The 20,057-nt window shown below is 53.8% G+C and carries 13 protein-coding genes; 9 read left to right on the top strand and 4 right to left on the bottom strand.

All coding sequences use genetic code 11. The features are described 5' to 3' along the window. Window positions 1-25 precede the first annotated feature (25 nt). The 4 genes from KJS63_RS22370 (at window position 26) to KJS63_RS22355 (ending at window position 5,809) form a co-directional block, all read left to right on the top strand. Window positions 26-1,069: an LLM class flavin-dependent oxidoreductase gene (locus KJS63_RS22370; protein ID WP_213621149.1), complete on the top strand. Its 1,044-nt coding sequence runs from the start codon at window positions 26-28 to the stop codon at window positions 1,067-1,069. Window positions 1,070-1,071: 2 nt separating this feature from the next. Further along, complete coding sequence (locus tag KJS63_RS22365; RefSeq protein WP_213621148.1) at window positions 1,072-2,250, top strand: amidohydrolase; 1,179 nt, start codon at window positions 1,072-1,074, stop codon at window positions 2,248-2,250. A 7-nt stretch (window positions 2,251-2,257) separates the two neighbouring features. After that, window positions 2,258-3,376, top strand: a complete 1,119-nt coding sequence (solA, locus tag KJS63_RS22360) for an N-methyl-L-tryptophan oxidase (RefSeq protein ID WP_280520846.1) — start codon at window positions 2,258-2,260, stop codon at window positions 3,374-3,376. A 264-nt stretch (window positions 3,377-3,640) separates the two neighbouring features. Beyond that, the gene (locus tag KJS63_RS22355) at window positions 3,641-5,809 is read left to right on the top strand and encodes a sensor domain-containing protein (RefSeq protein ID WP_213621146.1); all 2,169 of its coding nucleotides are present in this window, start codon (window positions 3,641-3,643) and stop codon (window positions 5,807-5,809) included. A 372-nt stretch (window positions 5,810-6,181) separates the two neighbouring features. Here KJS63_RS22355 and KJS63_RS22350 read toward each other — a convergent pair whose 3' ends face one another. Next, window positions 6,182-7,168: an aldo/keto reductase gene (locus tag KJS63_RS22350; protein ID WP_213621145.1), complete on the bottom strand. Its 987-nt coding sequence runs from the start codon at window positions 7,166-7,168 to the stop codon at window positions 6,182-6,184. A gap of 310 nt (window positions 7,169-7,478) precedes the next feature. Between KJS63_RS22350 and KJS63_RS22345 the strand changes: the two genes are divergently transcribed. From KJS63_RS22345 to KJS63_RS22330, 4 genes are all read left to right on the top strand, one after another. Next, window positions 7,479-8,798, top strand: coding sequence for a glycoside hydrolase family 125 protein (locus KJS63_RS22345; RefSeq protein WP_213621144.1), 1,320 nt, complete (start codon window positions 7,479-7,481; stop codon window positions 8,796-8,798). Continuing rightward, complete coding sequence (locus KJS63_RS22340) at window positions 8,795-12,091, top strand: alpha-amylase family protein (protein ID WP_244862734.1); 3,297 nt, start codon at window positions 8,795-8,797, stop codon at window positions 12,089-12,091. Before KJS63_RS22345 ends, KJS63_RS22340 begins: the two co-directional genes overlap by 4 nt. A gap of 108 nt (window positions 12,092-12,199) precedes the next feature. Then, window positions 12,200-12,760 carry a hypothetical protein gene (locus tag KJS63_RS22335; protein WP_213621143.1) on the top strand — a complete coding sequence of 187 codons (561 nt, stop codon included), beginning with the start codon at window positions 12,200-12,202 and terminating at the stop codon, window positions 12,758-12,760. A 193-nt stretch (window positions 12,761-12,953) separates the two neighbouring features. Further along, on the top strand, window positions 12,954-15,710 hold the full coding sequence (locus tag KJS63_RS22330) for an alpha-mannosidase (protein ID WP_213621142.1): 2,757 nt from the start codon (window positions 12,954-12,956) through the stop codon (window positions 15,708-15,710). A 235-nt stretch (window positions 15,711-15,945) separates the two neighbouring features. On the opposite strand, the gene KJS63_RS22325 is transcribed toward KJS63_RS22330, so the two are convergent. From KJS63_RS22325 to KJS63_RS22315, 3 genes are all read right to left on the bottom strand, one after another. Next, entirely contained in the window at window positions 15,946-16,800 is an 855-nt protein-coding gene (locus KJS63_RS22325) for a sugar phosphate isomerase/epimerase family protein (RefSeq protein WP_213621141.1), read from the bottom strand. A 2-nt stretch (window positions 16,801-16,802) separates the two neighbouring features. Beyond that, window positions 16,803-17,684, bottom strand: coding sequence for a sugar phosphate isomerase/epimerase family protein (locus KJS63_RS22320; RefSeq protein WP_213621140.1), 882 nt, complete (start codon window positions 17,682-17,684; stop codon window positions 16,803-16,805). A 63-nt stretch (window positions 17,685-17,747) separates the two neighbouring features. Next, complete coding sequence (locus KJS63_RS22315; RefSeq protein ID WP_213621139.1) at window positions 17,748-18,806, bottom strand: Gfo/Idh/MocA family protein; 1,059 nt, start codon at window positions 18,804-18,806, stop codon at window positions 17,748-17,750. A 132-nt stretch (window positions 18,807-18,938) separates the two neighbouring features. On the opposite strand from KJS63_RS22315, the gene KJS63_RS22310 reads away from it, so the two are divergent. Further along, the gene (locus KJS63_RS22310) at window positions 18,939-19,799 is read left to right on the top strand and encodes a helix-turn-helix domain-containing protein (protein WP_068613582.1); all 861 of its coding nucleotides are present in this window, start codon (window positions 18,939-18,941) and stop codon (window positions 19,797-19,799) included. Window positions 19,800-20,057: the final 258 nt, after the last annotated feature.

Genomic DNA, 20,057 nt, shown 5'->3' with positions numbered 1-20,057 from the left:
CTTAAGGGAAAGCGGGGGAGAAGCATTGGGGATCAAGCTGAGTATATTGGATCAAAGTCCGGTGTTTGAAGGCGAGACACCGGAGGAAGCGTTCTTGCATACTGTGGAGCTGGCCCAGGCCGCCGAACGGCTGGGTTATGAGAGGTTCTGGGTGTCTGAGCATCATGATGGGGACAAGGTAGCGGGTTCCTCGCCAGAGGTGCTCATCGCCTACTTGCTAGCCAAGACGAGTCGAATCCGTATCGGCTCAGGGGGTGTTATGCTTCAGCATTACAGCCCGTATAAAGTAGCCGAGAACTTTAATGTGCTGGCATCCCTGGCACCGGGCCGGGTGGATTTGGGGATCGGGCGCGCCCCCGGAGGGCTGCCGCGCTCGACGCGGGCGCTCCAGCAGGGGAATCCGGTAGCTGGGGATTCGCTCACAGATAAGCTTAAGGAGCTCAGTGGGTATGTGTACAACCGGCTGAGTGAGGAGCATCCGCTCTTCGGACTGAGAGCGACTCCTCTGCCGGGACAGCCCGCACGGATTCACCTGCTTGGCGCAAGTGTGCAGAGCGCGGAGCTGGCCGCAGAGCTCGGGATGCCTTATGTGTTCGCTTTGTTCATCAACAGTGACCCTGTAGTGGCTGAGGACGCCTTTGCCGCGTATCATCGGTCCTTCAATTATGCAGGCGGAAGCAAGCCTCAGCCGATTATCGCGCTGCCTGTCATTGTGGCGGATACCGATGCTGAGGCCGAGAGTCTGGCCAGCGAACAGAAGCTGTACCGGGTGACGCTGGAGAGCGGCGGGAAGGTGACCGTGGGCAGTCTCGAGCAAGCCGAAGAATTCGGCAGGCAGGCCGGGGAGCCCTTCACTATAGAGGAGCGGCTGGCGGAGGTTACGAAGGGTTCCAAAGCAACCGTCAGGCAAAAGCTGCTTGAGGTAGGAGAACGGTACGGTGTGGCCGAATATATCATTATTACGGCACTGCAGGACTTCAGCAAGCGGGTCCGCTCCTATGAGCTGCTTAAGGAGGCTTTTACGGAGGCAGCTGCCGTACATTCGGAAGGAACGATCAAGGAGGTCTAATCATGCTGCTTGAAGATCAGCTTATTGCCATACGCCGCCAGCTTCACGAATATCCGGAGGTTTCGCATGAAGAGTATAAGACAACGGAATCTATCCGGGGCTGGCTGACCGAGGCTGGAATCCGTATCCTGGATTACGGTCTCAAGACCGGCGTTATCGCCGAAGTGGGAGGCCTGCGGGGCGGGCCCGTCATCGCGCTTCGGGCCGACATAGACGCCCTGCCGATTCAGGAGGAGACTGGTCTCGAATATGCCTCTAAAATCCCGGGCCGCATGCATGCCTGCGGACATGACTTTCATACTGCCTCGGTGCTCGGAGCCGCCTACCTGCTTAAGCAGCGGGAGGACGAACTGGCTGGCACCGTGCGCCTTGTCTTCCAGCCTGCGGAGGAGCGGGCTGAAGGGGCGGAGTTAGTGCTGGAGAGCGGTGCGCTGGATGGGGTCAGCGCCATCTTCGGCATGCACAACAAGCCGGATCTCCCGGTCGGCACGGTGGGCATCCGTCCGGGGCCTTTGATGGCCGCGGCGGATGGCTTCGTGATCGAGGTGCTGGGCCAGGGCACGCATGCCGCCGTGCCGGAGAATGGCCGCGACCCGATCGTGGCCGCTTCGCACATTGTCACGGCGCTTCAGACCATCTCCAGCCGGAATGTAGGCTCACTGGAGAGCGCGGTGGTCAGCGTGACCCGCTTCCACAGCGGTACAGCGTGGAACGTTGTCCCGGATAAGGCTGTCCTGGACGGGACGATCCGGACATTTGACCCGGAGGTGCGGACCCGGGTGCTGGCCCGGTTCGAAGAAGTGGTGCGCGGCGTTAGCGCGGCGCTCGGAACCACGGCAGAGCTTAGGTGGGTGAAGGGGCCGCCGGCCGTTCACAACGATCCTGCGCTTGCCAAGCTGACGACCTCTGCCGCCGAGAATGCGGGGCTGGCTGTGGTGGAGGTGGAGCCTTCGCCGGCGGGCGAGGATTTCGCGTATTATCAGAAGCGGATACCTGGCTTTTTTGTGTTTATGGGGACATCCGGCAGCAGGGAATGGCACCATCCGGCATTTGACTTGGACGAAAGGGCCATGCCGCTTAGTGCTGAATTTCTGGCGGAGTGGGCGAAGCTTGGGGTAGACCGCTTCAGCACGCTTCAGGTAGGGAGCCGGGGAGGGGAAGAAAATCAAAACGACCTTTGATGTCATTGTGGTCGGCGCGGGCTCCATGGGTATGAGTGCCGGGGCTCATCTGGCCAGGCGGGGGATACGCATCCTGCTGATTGACGCCTTTGACCCTCCTCATAAGGAAGGGAGCCACCACGGTGATACTCGCCTTATCCGGCATGCCTATCACGGCGGGCCGTCTTACATAGCTCTGGCGATCCGGGCTCACGAGCTGTGGAATGAGCTGGAGGAGGAGAGCGGAGATACGCTGCTGGTCACTTCCGGCGTGTTAAATCTTAGCTCCCCACAGGTGTACTCGTACAGGGAACGGCTTGAGGATTCTCTGCGGCTCGGTCTGCAGATCGAGCATCTGGATGCGGCAGAAATCCACAAGCGCTGGCCGGGTTTTACGGTACCCGAGGATTATATGGGGCTGTATGAGCCGGACGCGGGTTATCTGCTTAGCGAGCGCTGTGTGTCGGCGTACCGCATGGCGGCCGGGGAAGCAGGGGCTGAGCTCCTGGCCAACACCCGGGTGGTAAGGCTGGAAGAGCGGGGCGAAGGCGTATCCGTACATACCGATAAGATGGGTGTATTTCATGCAGCCAAGGTTATTCTTAGTGCAGGAGCATGGTTTCAGACGCTGGAGCCCTATGTAACCCTGCCAATTACACCTGTCCGCAAGACGGTGGGCTGGTTCGGGACCGCAGGAGCACAGTTTGACGCGGGGAGATTTCCCGGCTTCACCCTGAACACCCCGGAGGGAGGCTATTATGGGTTCCCGAATATTGCCGGGACCGGTCTCAAAATCGGACGCCATGACGGGGGAAAGGTCTGGAGCCCGGGAGAGCCTTATCTGCCGTTCGGCAGTGATCCAGACGATGAGGGGGATTTGCGAAAAGCCCTGGAGGCTTACATCCCCGGTGCGGCAGGTGCCTTGAAGCGGGGCATGGTCTGTAAGTACGAGCGGACTCCGGACGAGGACTTCATTATCGACCGCTATAATGGATATTCCCATGTCTGGATTGCTGGAGGCTTCTCTGGACATGGCTTTAAATTTTCGAGTGTGGTGGGAGAGATCCTGGCCGATCTGGCCGAGACGGGAACAACCCGGCATGATATCGGATTGTTCTCCCTGAGCAGGTTTAACTTAAATAAATGAGACTGAGGCGGGCGGGTTACAAGCCCGTCTTTTGCTGTTCAAAGCCAGTCGTTCCTGAAGCCGGGGCCGGTGGTTCTTATCAACCTCTTTTCACAAGGAGTAGTGACTCTTTTATTTTCACATTCCTGATTTAGAAATCAAACCCACTAGGGTTTATTTGTTATACTTATATTTAGAATTTTTTAGTAAGCAAAATGGACAATATCTAAGCTAATCTACTCAGGTTTTCCGTAGACAGCAAACTGGCTTAAAGGAGGGGCAATTATGGACTGGGCTGGTCCTGCCGCATTATTCGGAGCCGCGTTTGTCCTGCTCTTGGCTATTGGCTTCATCGTGCTGCGATATTATTTGCGCCGTCTGCGCTTTAATGAGAAGCGCTTTGAAGCGGCCGCGCTGGGATCGGATGCCGTGATTTGGGACACTGTGGATCCGTTTGGGCATTATTATGTCTCGGACAGCTGGTATGAACGGATGGGTTATGCTCCCGGGGAGGTTAGCGGACATCAGGACAAATGGTGGGATTTGATCCATCCGGAGGATGCCCCCAAGGTGGCGAAGGCCAGAGATGAGCATTTGAAGGGGTTGACCCCGTTCTATAAGACCGAGTACCGCATGCGTAAGAAAAATGGGGATTACATTTGGTTTGAAGTGCGGGGCAAAGCCATTAGACAATCGGACGGCCGTATTCTGAGGTTCGCAGGCTCCATGGTCGATATCACGGAGAAGAAGAATTACGAGCTTCGGCTCACGCAGAGCTACAATGAGCTGAAAGCTAGTGAAGAAAACTATCGGCTGATTGTCGACGCCGTGAATGACGGAATATGGGAGATGGACTACGAGAAAGGGCATCTGTATCTATCCCAACGTCTTAAGGAAATGCTTGGATTTGCCGACCGGCCTGAAATGAATATGCAGCTGCTGTTTCAGAAGATTCATCCGGAGGACCGGGGCAGGGTAAGGTCCGCCGCGCTCAGGCATATCAGACAGCGCACAGAGCATTTTCAAGTTGAATACCGCTTAAGGCAGGATAATGGTATTTATAATTGGTATCTCGGGAGGGGCAAGGCGTTGTTCAATGAACAGGGCCAAGTCTATCGTCTGGCGGGTTCAAATACGGATATTCACCGGATGAAGCAGGTTCATGAGGAGCTTCACACCCTGGCTTATTACGATTCCTTAAGTGGTCTGCCGAACAGGCTGTTTATGCTGGAAGAGCTGGACCGTTTCTTTAGAAGCCCGGAGGGGGAAGCGGCTGTATTCTTCATTGATATGGATAACTTCAAATTCATCAATGACACGCTGGGGCACAAATCCGGAGACAAGCTGATCCGGCAAGTCAGTCAAAGACTGGCCTCACTGCTGCCAGCCGAGGGGATCTTGTTCCGGCTGGGCGGGGACGAATTTGTATATTTTCTTAAGGGGCTCGAGAGCCGGAGCGCTGTGCTCGGAATCGCCGAGAATGTGATCCGCAAATTCAAACAGCCGATCCGGATTAACTCCAGCAACCTGTATGCGTCGGTCAGCATTGGCGTAGCCTGTTACCCTGAAGATGGGCAGGATACGGAGGAGCTGCTGAAGAATGCGGATGTGGCCATGTACAGGTCGAAGAAAGCCGGCAAAGGCCTGTGTACCATGTATGACAAAACCATGCAATCGGCGCTTTTGGAGCGGATGAACATTGACAAACATCTACGGAATGCTCTGGACCATGATGAATTCATCCTCCAGTATCAGCCACAGATGAACATGGTCACCGGCCAGATTGACGGCTTCGAGGCTCTGCTCCGCTGGCATAATCGGGAGCTGGGCAAGGTGCCGCCGGGGCTGTTTATTCCGGTGGCCGAGGACAGCCGGGTAATCATCCCGATCGGGGAGTGGGCCTTGATTACGGCGTGTGCCTTCATGAAGGCGATGCATGATAAAGGCTACCCGGAATGCCGGATATCCGTGAATATTTCGGTGATCCAGCTGGTTCAAGAAGAGTTCGTCACTACGGTGCTGGATATCCTGGAGGATACGGGGCTTGCTCCGCAGTTTTTAGAGCTGGAGATTACGGAGTCCATCTTTATGGAGTCGTATGAGCCGATTATCGATAAGCTGGAGATTCTCAAGTCCCTTGGGGTACGGATTGCCTTGGACGATTTCGGAACCGGCTATTCTTCACTCAGCTATTTGAAGCAGTTACCCATTTCCACACTCAAGATTGACAAGGCATTCATCGATAACCTGCCGGAGGAGAACAAGAACCGTTCTTTAACCGAAGCGATCATTGCGATCGGGCACAAAATGGGCCTTGAAGTCGTTGCAGAAGGCGTGGAATCCTATAAACAGCTTTCGTATTTAAAAGATAGCGGCTGTGATTTGATTCAAGGTTATTTTCTGAGCAGGCCTGTGAATGAGGATGAAGTGGAAGCCCTGCTTCAGCGGTATTAATTCGTCCTTCGGTTATTACCCTTTAATTCAAATCTGTTAAGGTCATTTGGGTCACCGCATACGGAAGACGGGCAGCGCGGACTGGACTTTCGGCGTGGTTTGCTTAGATGCTTTAATGTTTAAATGGATCAAGGACTGCGATAGCCCGATAGTTAATTTCTTGAATTCACCTAAAATGCCCCGGCCTGGGATAGCTGTTATCCTTGGCTGGGGCACTTGTTATAAGTAGATACAATCCAATTGAAATTCAGCTCAATCATATCCCAATCGCAGATATGCTCCGGTAATTCTAAGCTGACAGCATACACCGAAATTTATGGGCGGAAACTTTGGCTATCCTTTTTGCGCTTGAACGGCTAACTCGCCTTGGGTTCAGCGGTCCAAGCTTTTCATCGATGCTTCAGGATACCGCTGGCCTGCTGCGGCTCCCCGCGGGGCCACATCTTCGATTCTTGCTTTATCCTCATCGGTCAACACAATTCGGAGTGCACCGATATTTTCATCCAAATAGGTTCTGCGCTTGGTGCCGGGGATGGGAACAATATCGTCTCCCTGGGCCAGCAGCCAGGCAAGCGCGAGTTGGGATGGCTGGCAGCCTTTCTCTGTGGCAATCTCCCGGATTCGCTCCACCAGCTCTAAATTTTTCTTAAAGTTCTCGCCTTGAAAACGAGGTGAATTTCTACGATAATCATCCTCCGGCAGATCTTCAAAACGCTTGATTTGACCCGTAAGAAATCCTCTCCCAAGCGGGCTGTAAGGCACGAATCCAATACCAAGTTCACGGCATACCGGCAAGATCTCATCCTCGACGTCACGGCTCCATAGTGAATATTCGGTTTGAAGCGCGGTAATGGGATGAACTGCATGCGCTTTGCGGATTGTTTGCGCGGAGGCCTCGGATAATCCCAAATAGCGAATTTTCCCTTCCTTCACCAGATCGGCCATTGCACCCACAGTTTCCTCAATCGGCGTATTCGGGTCCACGCGGTGCTGGTAATATAAATCGATATGGTCCACACCGAGCCGCTTCAGACTGGCTTCACAGGCTTGTCTGACATACTCAGGCCGCCCGTTAATCCCGAGCATAGTCCCGTCAGCCGCCCGGACATTGCCAAACTTGGTAGCTAGAACAACTTGATCCCGGCGGCCTTTAACAGCCCGTCCGACCAGCTCCTCATTTCTGCCGACCCCGTACATATCAGCTGTGTCCAGAAAGGTTAGCCCCTGCTCAAGTGCGTGGTGGATCGTGTGAATGGACTCTTCATCATCCCGTCCACTATAGAAGTCCGACATGCCCATACAACCCAAACCTAAAGCGGAAACTTGCAAGCCTGTTTTGCCTAAAGTTCTTGTCTGCATTCTTAGGATCATCCTCCATATGAATTCAAATGGTTATTACAGGGCTAATCTGTGACCGTGTTCCATTTTAAATTATAGCACTTTTCCCTTTCCTTCCAAATTATTAACAGAACCCGATTATTGACAGAACCCAGCTTAAGACCAGCTTACAATAATATTCTTGCGTATGTGCCATGCTTTTGCTTCATAAGGTTCTTTGATTTGTCCATGTCATATTAGTTTTTTTGTCTGTTTGAAAATGCTTTCATCCATTAGAGTAAGGATAAGTCTATTTATGTCAAACAACAGTCCCACAAGGAGTGAAGATCATATGGAACAATTCAGATTACCGAAGATCGCAATGCCGGAGCTTACTCTGCCCAAGGCTATTCAGGATGTGCTGGCCGAAGCGGAAGAGAAGCTGAAGCACCGGCCGAAGCTGCTGCAGCTGTTCAAGAACTGCTTCCCAAATACATTGGAGACTACTACTAAACTGCTTGATGACGGAACGACCTTTGTCATTACCGGAGACATCCCGGCGTCCTGGCTCAGAGATTCGGTGGAGCAGGTGATTCACTATATTCCTTTTGCCAAAGAAGATAAGGACCTCCAGCGTATTATTGGCGGACTAATCAAGCGTCACGTCAAGTATATCCTGATTGATCCGTACGCGAATGCTTTTAACGAGCTGGCGAATGACTGGCACTGGAGCAAAGCGGATATTACGGAAATGTCGCCATGGGTATGGGAGCGGAAGTTCGAACTGGACTCCCTGTGCTTCTCTATGCGCCTGGCTTATAAATACTGGAAGGAAACTGGAATTACCGATATCTTTGATCTGGAATTCAGACAGGCGATGCAGACTATCTATGATCTGTTCAAAACCGAGCAGCGCCATTTCGAGCTGTCTCCTTACCGGTTCACACGCAACAACGGCATTCCGGAGGATTCCATCCGCAACAACGGGATGGGTATGCCGGTGAACTATACCGGAATGATCTGGTCCGGCTTTAGATCCAGTGACGACGCCTGCGACTTCCATTACAACGTTCCAGCGAACATGTTTGCTGTGGTGACTCTGCGTCAGATGCAGGAGTTCGCGGAATGGGTATACCGTGATCTTGGCTTTCTGGCAGAGCTTAAAGCGCTCGAAGCTGATGTGGATCATGGCATCAAACTGTACGGTATTTACCGTCATCCGAAGTTCGGACCGATCTATGCTTATGAGACTGACGGCTTCGGGAATTACTGCCTGATGGATGACGCAGGCACACCAGGATTGATGTCTATTCCTTATTTAGGATATGTAGGCGCTGAGGATGAAATTTATCAGAATACAAGACGTTTTGCGCTTAGCAAAGAGAACCCGTTCTATTTCGAGGGCAAGGTGGCTAGGGGAATCGGAAGCCCGCATACCCCTAAGGACTACATCTGGCACATGGCGCTGTCGATGCAGGGCCTGACGGCGAGCAGCAAGGAAGAGAAGCTGGAGATGATTGCGACTCTGGAGGCAACGGATGCGGATACCGGCTTTATGCATGAGGGCTTCCACGCGGATGATCCAACGATTTTCACACGCAAATGGTTCGCCTGGTCCAACAGTCTGTTCTCCCAGCTCGTCTATACCGCGATGAAGGAAGAGATTCTATGAGACAAGATATTGTCATTCTCTGCGACCCGGGATTCCCCGGAGCCAGTCTGCCGGCTGGCTTAAGCGGAAGTGGGAAGGCTGTCCAAGGAAATGACTCCGCTATCCAGGAGTTAAAGGATTTGGGCACGTTGGTTCGTGCGGAGGGGCTGGCTGAAGCTCTTCGCGGGCTGGAAGGCGGATGTCTGGTGAACCTGCATGCCCCGTATTTCCCGAAGTCGGCTTGGCCGGAAATTATCCAATATTTAAGAAGAGGTGGCAATCTGATCAGCATCGGGGGTGCCCCGTTCAAGCATCCGGTTAGAAGAGAGCAGGAGGCTTGGGTTGTTGAACCGGAACAGACAGCCTACCATCAAGAGCTGTACATCCACGAAGCACTTCAGGTTGACAGTGCGCGGGTTCATTCCCTTAAGTCACTGGATACAATTCCTTTGTTTGAGGGGCTGGAGCCGCTGTTCCGTCCAACCTCGAACACTTGGAATTTGGTGCCGCATACGACCAAGACCAGCGATCTGCCGCATCAGATGGGCTCGTCCGGACCCATGAGCACACGGATTTATCCGCTGCTTAAGGGTCTGACGAAGGACGATCGGGAGACCGCTGCTCCTGCCGTACTGTGGGAGAACACACTTGGCGGATTCGCCGGTTCGCGCTGGCTGTTTGTCAATGTTCCTCTGGAGGATGCGTTCTGGGCCCAGGGAGGCGTAAAGGCGTTAGCCAAATGGATTGCCTTCACGGCCAAGGGCGTCACCGAAATGTGGATTAAGCCAAACTATGCCTCCTACGAGTCGGGGGAACGGGCTGTGCTTACCCTTCAGATTCAGGTTGTCCGGAATCTACAGGCTGTTGAAGAAGTGAGGGGGGTAGAGACTTACAGAGCACATCAGAGAACGAATAATCCAAATCAAGAATCTCTTGCCCAAGCGGCCGGAACTGCCAATGGCAGCCGGGTCAATTCGGATGCGGCATCAGCTGGAGCAGGGCCGGAAGTATGGAAGTTCGACATCACCGTGCAGCACGAGAGCAGCCCGGCTCTATCCTGGTCGGGGCATACTCAGCTTACCGCGGATGAGGAATTCCGCCAGGTGCGGCTTCCCATCCCAATGGATATTGAGAGCGGATTTTACCGGGTGGAATGCCGGGCTGAATCCACATCTGGAGAGGTGCGGATTCTTCGGCAGGGCTTCTGGGGCCATGCGCCTGAGCTGCTTGCCGAAGGTGAGCCTGTAACCAGCGGCCGGGACTATTTCATCAAAGACGGACGCCCCCTGCCGGTTGTGGGCATGACCTACATGACCAGTGATGTGGCGCGGAAGTTCCTTTTCCTCCCGAATCCACAGGTGTGGGATCAGGATATGGCGCAGATGCGTAAAGCCGGCATCAATTGGATCCGGACCGGGATCTGGACCGCTTACCGGAACATGATGCAGGTGGATGGGCATGTCTCAGAGGACGTGCTGCGCGCGATTGACGCGTTCATTATGACGGCGAAAAAATATGATTTACAGGTGACCTTCACCTTTTTCTCCTTTACCCCGGAGACCTGGGAAGGGGTCAACCCGTACCTTGACCCTCAAAGCGTAGAGGCGCAGAAGCGGTTTATCCGCTCCATCGTATCGCGTCATACGCACACAACGAATGTAGATTGGGATCTTATTAATGAACCCTCGATGTTCGATCCCGTGCGGATCTTCTCGGACGGGCCAAGCTCCTGTCATGACCGGTTCGAGCAGAAGGCTTATCAGGCCTGGCTTCAAGACCGGCACGGCCGGATTGAGGTGCTTCAGGAGCGCTGGAATATGACACCGGAGCAGCTGCCTGACTTCCAGTCAGCTCAAATTCCGGAGAGTGCCGAGATTAACTTTAATGTGCAGGATATGCATAAGGCAAAGAAAGGCACACGCTGGCTTGACTACTGCCTGTTCTCCATGGAAATGCATAACCGCTGGGCTAAGCAGCTGTACAGTACGATTAAGGAGCTGTGCCCAGGCCATATGGTGACCGTGGGGCAGGATGAAGCGCTGGGCGCCCAGCGTCCATCCCCATTCTTCTATGAGGAGGCGGTGGACTACACTACGGTCCACTCCTGGTGGCTGAATGATTATCTGCTGTGGGATGGCATCTTCGCCAAAACAGCGAATAAGCCGAACCTGGTTCAGGAGACCGGAATCATGTACGTAGAGACTCCAGACGGACGGGCGAAGCGAAGCGAACAGGAGCTTCGGAGCCTGCTGGAGCGGAAATATACGTACGCGCTGTCCACTGGGGGAGCAGGAGCCATTCATTGGATATGGAACACGAATTTCTACATGGATAACGCTAATGAGTCTCACATTGGGGCACTCCGGGCAGACGGGACAGAGAAGCCGGAGGCGGATGTGTCCTATGACTTCGGTCAGTTCATTGAAGGCATACGGGATGTGTTCAAAGACCGCAAGTTGGAAGAAGCAGCAGTGGTCTTTCCTTACTCTAATGATTTCTCCAACCGGAAGCTGGCGTTCGATGCGACGACCAAGCTGACCCGAATCTTGGCCTATAGGCTGAAGATTCCTTTCCGCGGAGTCTCGGAGTATCATCTGGATGATCTCCTGCAGAACCCGGCGAAGCTGATTGTGCTGCCGAGCGCGCACAACTTCGACGATGCGGCGATGGATCAACTGATCCGCATCGCCGAGGAGACCGGGGCCGTGCTGCTCGCCACGGGCCCGCTAGGCATTGACGCTTACTGGCGTCCAACCGGCCGCCTGAGCGGACTGCTCGGGCAGCACGAGCTGCGCAACGTGCGCAGGGAGGAAGCGCTTGTGCTGGACGGCCAAGCGCTGCCGGTCTCGTTCGGCCACCGGCGGATCGCTGAGGTGGCCGCAGAGGCACCCGTTCACGAAGCGCTGGGAAGCTCCGGTGGAGCTTCGGTCGTGAACGTGCCTCTGGGCACGGGCGGCGGGCGGCTTATCTGGAGCCCGCTGCCCGTGGAGCTTAGCGAGCGCAGCAGCACGATCGCTGCGCTGTACCGCTTCGCCGCCGAGGCCGCCGGAGTAGGCCGCGGTCTGGAATGGCTGCGCGGCGGCGAGCTTCCCGGCGTCTACGGCCGGAAGCTCAGCTACGCAGACGGGGCCTTGTTCACCTTCGTGTCCGAGTATGCACTCGACACCGAGGTGGAGGTGAAGGACCCGGATACCGGCAGCATCTATTCGTTCCTGCTGGAGCAGGAGCGCTCGGTCCTCTTCGCGGTCGATTCCCGCGGTGTACTGCTAGGCGTATACCGCCCAGATGAGGTCAAGATCCAAGTAACTCAATAAAAGCGCTAGGAAGCGGCCCCCACGAGGATTCGCACTCAAGCGAAGCGAATCCCGCAGGGAGAGCGCCTCCCCGAACGCAGTAGAAGTAAAACGTTGGAAGCAGCTCTCATGGGGATTCGCACTCAAGCCAAGCCAATCCCGCAGGATGAGCGCCTCCTCAAACGCAGTAGAAGTAAAACGCTCGGAAGCAGCCCCACGAGGATTCGCACTCAAGCCAAGCAAATCCCGGAGGGAGAGCGCCTCCCCAAACGCAGTAGAAGTAAAGCGCTGGGAAGCAGCTCTCACGGGGGAATCGCACTCAAGCCAAGCGAATCCCGAAGGGAGAGCGCCTCCTCGAACGCAGTAGAAATAAAACGCTCGGAAGCAGCCCTCACGAGGATTCGCACTCAAGCCAAGCGAATCCCGGAGGGAGAGCGCCTCACCGAACGCAGTAGAAGTAAAACGCTGGAAGCAGCTCTCATGGGGATTCGCACTCAAGCCATGCCAATCCCGCAGGGAGAGCGCCTCCCCGAACGCAGTAGAAGTAAGACGCTCGAAAGCAGCACCCACGCCCCAGGCAGGAGCGCACCAGTAGAGCGGGCCCCGCAGGGGCGGCAAGCGGCTAACCGCACGCCAGCTACCCGGGTGCTCCAAACCCTGCGCCGCCCACCAACGGAATCAGGTAACTAAACAACACCGCAAGTTAAGCGGGTCCCGAAAGGGACGGCAAGCGATCCACAATCCCAAGCCGATAAGCTCCGCCTCAGTAACGCCCACGTTATTCCCATTCCGGGTGTCCAGAGGGCGAAGCCCTTGGGGCCCTCCCTTGGCTAAGGGAGGGTTTGGGAGGGATCGAATTACAAATTTGAAGGAGGTCTTCACCTTGGACCCAAACCATAAACAGCGCAAAGCCCATATCATTTCCCATACCCACTGGGACCGGGAATGGTATTTGCCTTACGAGAAGCACCATGTCCGCCTGGTCCAGTTGATGGATGCGCTGCTGGACAAGCTGGACAGCGGCAGTGAATTCAAGAGCTTTTTCCTGGACGGACAGACAATTATTCTTGAGGATTATCTTCAAGTACGGCCGGAGAATCTGCAGCGGCTGCAAAAGCATATTACAGACGGAAGATTGCTAATCGGACCTTGGTACATTTTGCAGGATGCTTTTCTGACCAGTTCTGAAGCGAACGTGCGCAATATGCAGATCGGACACCAGGATTCTGCCAGATATGGGCAGCCAGCCAAAATCGGGTATTTCCCGGACACCTTCGGTCTGACGGGTCAAACGCCGCAGCTTATGCAGCAATCTGGCATTACCAACGCCTTTTTCGGACGCGGTGTCAAACCGACGGGCTTTAACAACACCGTATCGGAAGGTGAATATGAGTCTTCCTTCTCCGAGCTGATCTGGGAAGGGCCGGATGGTTCTAAGGTGCTTGGCATTCTGTTTGCGAACTGGTACTCCAACGGAAACGAAGTTCCGGTGGATGAACAGGAAGCCCGCGAGTTCTGGGACCGTAAGCTGGCGGATGCGGAGAAATATGCATCTACTGGCGAACTGCTTTATATGAATGGGTGTGACCACCAGCCGGTTCAATTGGATCTGCCAGAGGCGATTGAGACCGCCCGGAAGCTGTATCCGGACACGGAGTTTATTCATTCCAACTTCCCAGATTATTTGAAGGCGCTGGATGAAGCAGTTGACCAATCCAATCTGTCCACCGTACAAGGTGAACTGAGAAGTCAGCGCAACGACGGATGGGGAACGCTGGTGAATACGGCTTCCGCCCGGGTCTATCTGAAGCAGATGAATCAGAGGGGACAGGCTATCCTGGAAAAAGTAGCTGAACCGCTTGCCTCCTTCGCCCATGTGCTGGGCAAGGAATATCCGCATCATTTGTTCACCTATGCATGGAAAACCTTGATGCAGAACCATCCGCACGACAGCATCTGCGGATGCAGTGTGGATGAGGTGCACCGTGAGATGGTGACGCGCTTTGATAAAAGCCGCCATGTCGCCGAGGCCATCGTTGACGACAGCAAGCAAGTTATTGCGGATGCTGTGGATACGACAGTTTTCTCCGCTTATGGGGAGGACCCGCTTCCTTTGGTTGTGATGAACACGAGCGGTTGGAGCCGGACGGGCGTTGTGCGTGTTGAAATTGATGCCGCCCGCCTCTATCTGCGCGATGGCCACGGCTTGGAAGAGACTGCCCGCCGTATGAAGAATGTGGATTTATCCGGCCGGGTGCTGGTGGATGCTGAGGGACGGGTGCTGGATGCTTCCGTGGAGGATCTGGGCCTGTTGTTCGGCTATGATCTGCCTGACGATAAGTTCCGCCAGCCGTACATGTGCCGCAAGGTCAGTCTGACTTTTGAAGCGGAACAAATTCCGGCCCTCGGACTTAAAGCATACGCTTGGGTAAGAAAGCAGGACCTGAAGGGGGCTGACACCGCTTCTGTGTCAGAATCTGCACTGCTTCAGGGCGGACGCATTCTGGAGAATGCAAACCTGAAAGTGGAAATTGCGGATGACGGCTCATTCAGCCTGCATGACAAGCTTAGTGGACGCACCTTCACCGATCTGGGGATTTACGAGGACACCGGGGATATCGGGAATGAATATATGTACAAACAGCCTGAGGGAGAGACGCCGCTGACCACTAAGGGCCTTCAAGCCCAGATGGCGGTGCTTGAGAACACACCATACCGTGCAAGTGTAGAGATCAAGCATGAGTGGGCGATACCGGAGTCGGCGGATGCCCAGCTGGATGAGGAGCAGCGGGAGCTGGTGTATTATCCTGAACGGAAGGCTAAGCGAAGCCGCAACCTTGTGACGGTTAGCCTTCGTACCGTTCTGAGCTTGGAGCGGGGAGGCAAAGGTCTGCGGGTCGACACCACTATTCAGAATACGGCCAAAGACCACCGGATTCGCGCTCTGTTCCCAACCGATGTGGCTGCATCCGTGCACCAGGTAGATTCGATGTTTGAAATTGCTCAGCGGGATAACGAGCCGGCACCGGAATGGCAGAATCCGAGCAATACTCAGCATCAGCAGGCATTTGTGGACGTCAGCGGTGAAGGTGCGGGACTTACTGTTGCCAATCTTGGTCTGAATGAATATGAGGTGCTGCGCGATGGACGCAACACGATTGCCATCACGCTGCTTCGTTCGGTAGGCGAGCTTGGGGATTGGGGATTGTTCCCGACACCGGAAGCACAGTGCCTTGGTGAGCATACCGCCCAGCTGGAGCTGATTCCTCACTCTGGAGACGGTCTCAGTACTGGAGCCTACGCGGAGGCATACCAGTTCCAAATTCCGTGGACAGCAGTCCAAACTGAAGTACATGGCGGGCCAATTGAGCCGGTATATACCCCGTTTGAGTGGGAGAGTGCGCAGCTTGCCTTCTCTTCTCTGAAAATGAATCAGGACACCGGCGATCTCCTGCTCCGTTGGTATAACATGAGCAAAGACGAGTCTGAGCTCACGCTGAGCTCCAAGATTCCTCAACAGTATTTTTACAAAACGACGATCTTAGAGGAAGCAGGTCAGCCGCTTACAGGCAATGTCGCCAATGGGCTGTCTGTTCTCGCAGGTCCATGCGAAATTCTGACTTTGGGTGTGCGGCGATAAGCTTGCAGCACTTGAGGAAGAATAAATAAGTAACCAAAAAAGGGTGCTCCCGTTATGGGGCACCCTTCTTGAATTGGTTTTGGCGTTAGGATGAATTTTGTTTCGAATGTAATGGTCTGATCCCAGCTTCCGTCATCGTATAATTTATCCGTTAAATAATGAAGGACATCTGGCCTATCTTCAAGGTGGCCTCAAGGCTCTTCTGAACTAAGCTACAACTCTACTAGCATCTTGATCAAACCTCATTCCAAATCCGTGCAACATTGTCAAAAGCGATCTTGGTCCCTTTCCGGCATTCCTCCATGCCTTCATACTCAATGGAGATGTACCCGTCATAGCCAGAGCTCTTCACGATCCTGAGAATCTCATACAGGTCCAAATCGCCTTGTCCGGCAATGGCCCCGCGAAGGTAAGAGCCGCCGGCGCTGCGGAACCAGCCTTCTCCCGGGTTGCGGGAGGCCGGGCGGATATAGAAGTCTTTGACATGAACCATGGAGGCGTAAGGAATGTTATTCTTCACCGCCGTAATTGGATTCTCGTCCACACACACGAAGTTGCCCACGTCAAGGGTGGTTTTGAAATTGGGGCGGTTTACGGCATGAACTACGGACTGCACACGGTCACTGGCCTGAACATAGTAGCCGTGATTCTCCAGGCTGGTTGTGATGCCGTACTGCTTCGCATGGTCGGCAATCCGCTGGCAGGCAGCGGCCACGCGTCCCAAGTCTTCATTGAACCTTGCGATAGAGGTATCTGTCCGGGCAGCGACATCGTGGCGCATGAGCTTGACGCCAAGCCGGTGTGCCCGGTCCACCTCAGCCTTGACCAGCTCGATCTCGGCTTCGTATTCTTCCTCGGAGCTTGTTACAAAGTTGGCCCCGATGGCATAGTTGGAAATTGCGATTCCTAGAGAGGCCGCTTTTTCACGGATTTGATCTTCCAGCTCCAGATTTTCAAACGTGAAGCCATACGGAACAATTTCAATGTGTTCTGCTCCGATTCCAGCTACCCATTCCATAATCTCTAAAATATCCATTTCTCCTGCTTCTAAGGCTTGATACAGGCTGTATGAGCTAATTCCCAGTTTCATGACTATTTCCCCTTATATGACTTGATAAATGCTACCGCCTTGCGGATGTCTTCTTCTGGATTAGCACCGACTTCACGCTCGATGGTCAAATAACCTTTGTAGCCGATTTCCTGGAGGGCCGCGAAATAAGCTGGGAAGTCTACCGTCCCTTCACCCAGCGGGACTTCCTCAAAGGCAGCACCCGATGCGGCCATTTCCGCAATCTTTTCATGGCTCATGGCTCCATACCCGAGGAACCCATATACATCTCTCGGGTCAACTGGACGCAGCTGCTTGCCGTCCTTCACATGGGTGTGTACCACATAGTCTTTAAGCAGCTTCACACCCTCAACCGGATCATCACCGGTGACCATAACCATGTTGGCTGGGTCAAAATTAACCGAAACACCGTTGGTGCTGAGCGAGTCGAGGAAGCTCTTCAGATGAGCGGAGCGCTCCGGGCCGGTCTCAATGGCGAAGTAGGCGTTCATGCTCTTGGCGTAGACACCGAGTTCTTCACAGGCTCTCTGCATCGAGTCGTAAATCCGGCTGCTGGTGTCGTCCGGCACGATTCCGATATGGGTGGTAACCACATTTGTTCCAAGCTCCACAGCCAGATCAAGAATCCGCTTGGATTTCTCGATTTTCTCCGGATTGGCGGTTTCGTCCTGGAAGCCGTGTCCGGCGAGATCCCCACACAGCGCGGAGATTTCAAGGCCTAATCCCTCAATATAGCTGCGCAGCTCCTTGCGTTTGGCGGGACTGAGGGCCGCCGGGTCCATTTCCCCGGATACGGCATAGATCTGCACACCGTCTGCGCCAACTTCTTTGGCTTTCTTAAGACCTTCTGTAACGCCCACACCAAAGCTGTCGACAATGACACCGATTTTGTTCGTAAAACTCATTAAGCACCTGCCTCCTTATTGCGTTGAAATAGAATTTGGGTCTCTTAGAAATTGCCGCCGGATTTAGAAATGAATTTCCCGGCCCTCTGCTGCGGATTGGTAAATTCCGTTAAGGATCTTGATCATTTCCACACCGTCTTCCACTGGACTGTTGGTCGTGATGAGGCCCAGACAGCTGTCGACAAAATGATTGATCTCGTTATTAAAGGCGCCTTGGAAATTGAAGCCCGGTTCCGTGATCTGCGGGGCCACATTGATGATGGTATTGTGCTGCTCGGTCACGATCAGCAGCTCGGGCTCGATTTCGGCGCCGCCTTTTTCCCCGTAAATGTTCACTTGGGCCGAGTTCTCCTTCGCATGAAGGGAGAAGCTCACATCCACCAGCAGAGAGGCTCCGTTCTCGAATCTGACGAGTGCATTGGCCATATCCTCTACCGTATTGAACGAGGCATCATAATCGGCAGCCTGGTAGAACTCATAATTCTCAATGTTGGAGCGGTTGCCCAGCTTGCTATATGTGTTGCCGCTGACGGATTTAACCTTTGGTCTGCCCATGAGATACCAGCAGAGATCAATGACATGTACGCCGATATCAATTAGCGGACCTCCGCCGGAGCGCTCCTTGTCGGCGAACCAGCCGCCTGGATTGCCGAGACGGCGCAGCATGCTGGCTTTGGCATAATAAATCTGGCCGAGGTCTCCGGCATCGATGAATTTTTTGAGTACCGCAATGTTGGAAGCGTGACGGCGTACATATCCGACCTGAAGCATTTTTCCGGTCCGGCGCACGGCATCTTCTACCTTAAGCGCCTCTTCCACCGTCTTGCACAGCGGCTTCTCACAAAGCACATTTTTGCCCGCCTCAAGGGCAGCGATGCTGATCTCCGCGTGAGAGTTGTTCCAGGTGCATATGCTTACCGCCTGAACCTCGGCGTTCGCCAGAAGCTCGTTGTAATCTGTATATACATGAGGAATATCATATTTCTTGGCTGTTTCTTTGGCTCTGCCTTCGTTCAAGTCACAGACAGCCCAAAGCTTGACTTTCGGATTGGCTTGGTAGGCGAGCAGGTGGCACTCAGAGATGGAACCGTTGCCGATAAGACCGATTTTTAGTTCACTCATTGTTTGCGCTTACATCCTTTCTTGGTCCGCAGGGTTCTGATACAATAATCCTAATGTATGCAGCACGGATTTGTTTTATATATTCATTGATTCCAATTTAGCACACTGATTGTGAGAGGGAGAATGTTCAGGATGACAAAATATCTGGATTATATGATCAGTTCTGACCCGATTAGGGTATTCAATCCGGCTGTGGATGCCAGCAAGCGGAAGGTGAAGTCTCTTACTGTGATAAGTGCCGGTCACTTACCCGGCCGGACACCTCAGCGCAGGGATGCCCAATTTGAGAATTGGGCTTTTGTGATGATCACTGCGGGGGCTGGATTTTATCAGGTCAACGAAGGTGAGGTGCAGCGGGTGGAGGCGGGAAGCTGGTTCTGCTTGTATCCAGGCGCGGTGTTTAACTATGGACCGGATCAGGGCGGTTATTGGGATGAGTATTATTATAGCTTGGATGGGTCCAGGCTCACCGAATGGATAGAAAATTGGCTGCCTCATCCGGCTTACGTGAATAAGGCTGTCATTGATGAGACCTTCATTCATAAAATGGAGGTGGCCTTCATGCTGATTGAAAGCGGAATGCCGAGCAATCTGGATCGTGCCTCCCTGATGATTGAATCCTTCATGTATGAGCTTGCGACTCAAAGCGACCGCACCCATGCAGGCAGCCGGGGCAGCCTCGTGATTAAGGTGATTGAGGACCTGGCCAGCTCCTTGCATATTATCCAGGAGCCTGCGGCCCTTGCGGCAAGGCATCATATTTCGGTCTCGACTCTGCGAAGAATCGTGCATGAGTATACAGGCTACCCCTTAAATGAATATCTGCATCAGCTGAAGGTTGGGGAGGCCAAGAACATCCTGCTCAACACGGATCTGTCTGTGAAGGAAATCGGGGAATCGCTCGGTTACAAAGATACGTTCTATTTCTCCAGAGTATTCAAGAGAATTACGGGCATTTCGCCAAGAAGCTACCGGAGCCGGGTGGGGCAGTAGGGGGACGGGAACCCATTAAATTTATAGATTCTATATAAAATGAACTTATGAAGGTTACCCATTAGAGGCGCTGCGATGCCGAGGGTTCTTACGACCCCTGCTGTCTCCGAAATGCTTGAACTAGATACCCAAGTAGAGGCATTTCGAAAGACAAAGGCGGACGCTTAGCTTCTTCAGAGTCACTTGTCCTCTCCAATGAGATCGGTATCTTCTAAAGTTCATTTTATACAGAAAGAACTTTTGTGGTAAAATTGGAAA

The organism is Paenibacillus sp. J22TS3 (genome assembly GCF_018403205.1).
Lineage (GTDB): Bacteria > Bacillota > Bacilli > Paenibacillales > Paenibacillaceae > Fontibacillus > Fontibacillus tuaregi.
This window is presented reverse-complemented; position numbering and strand designations above follow the sequence as displayed.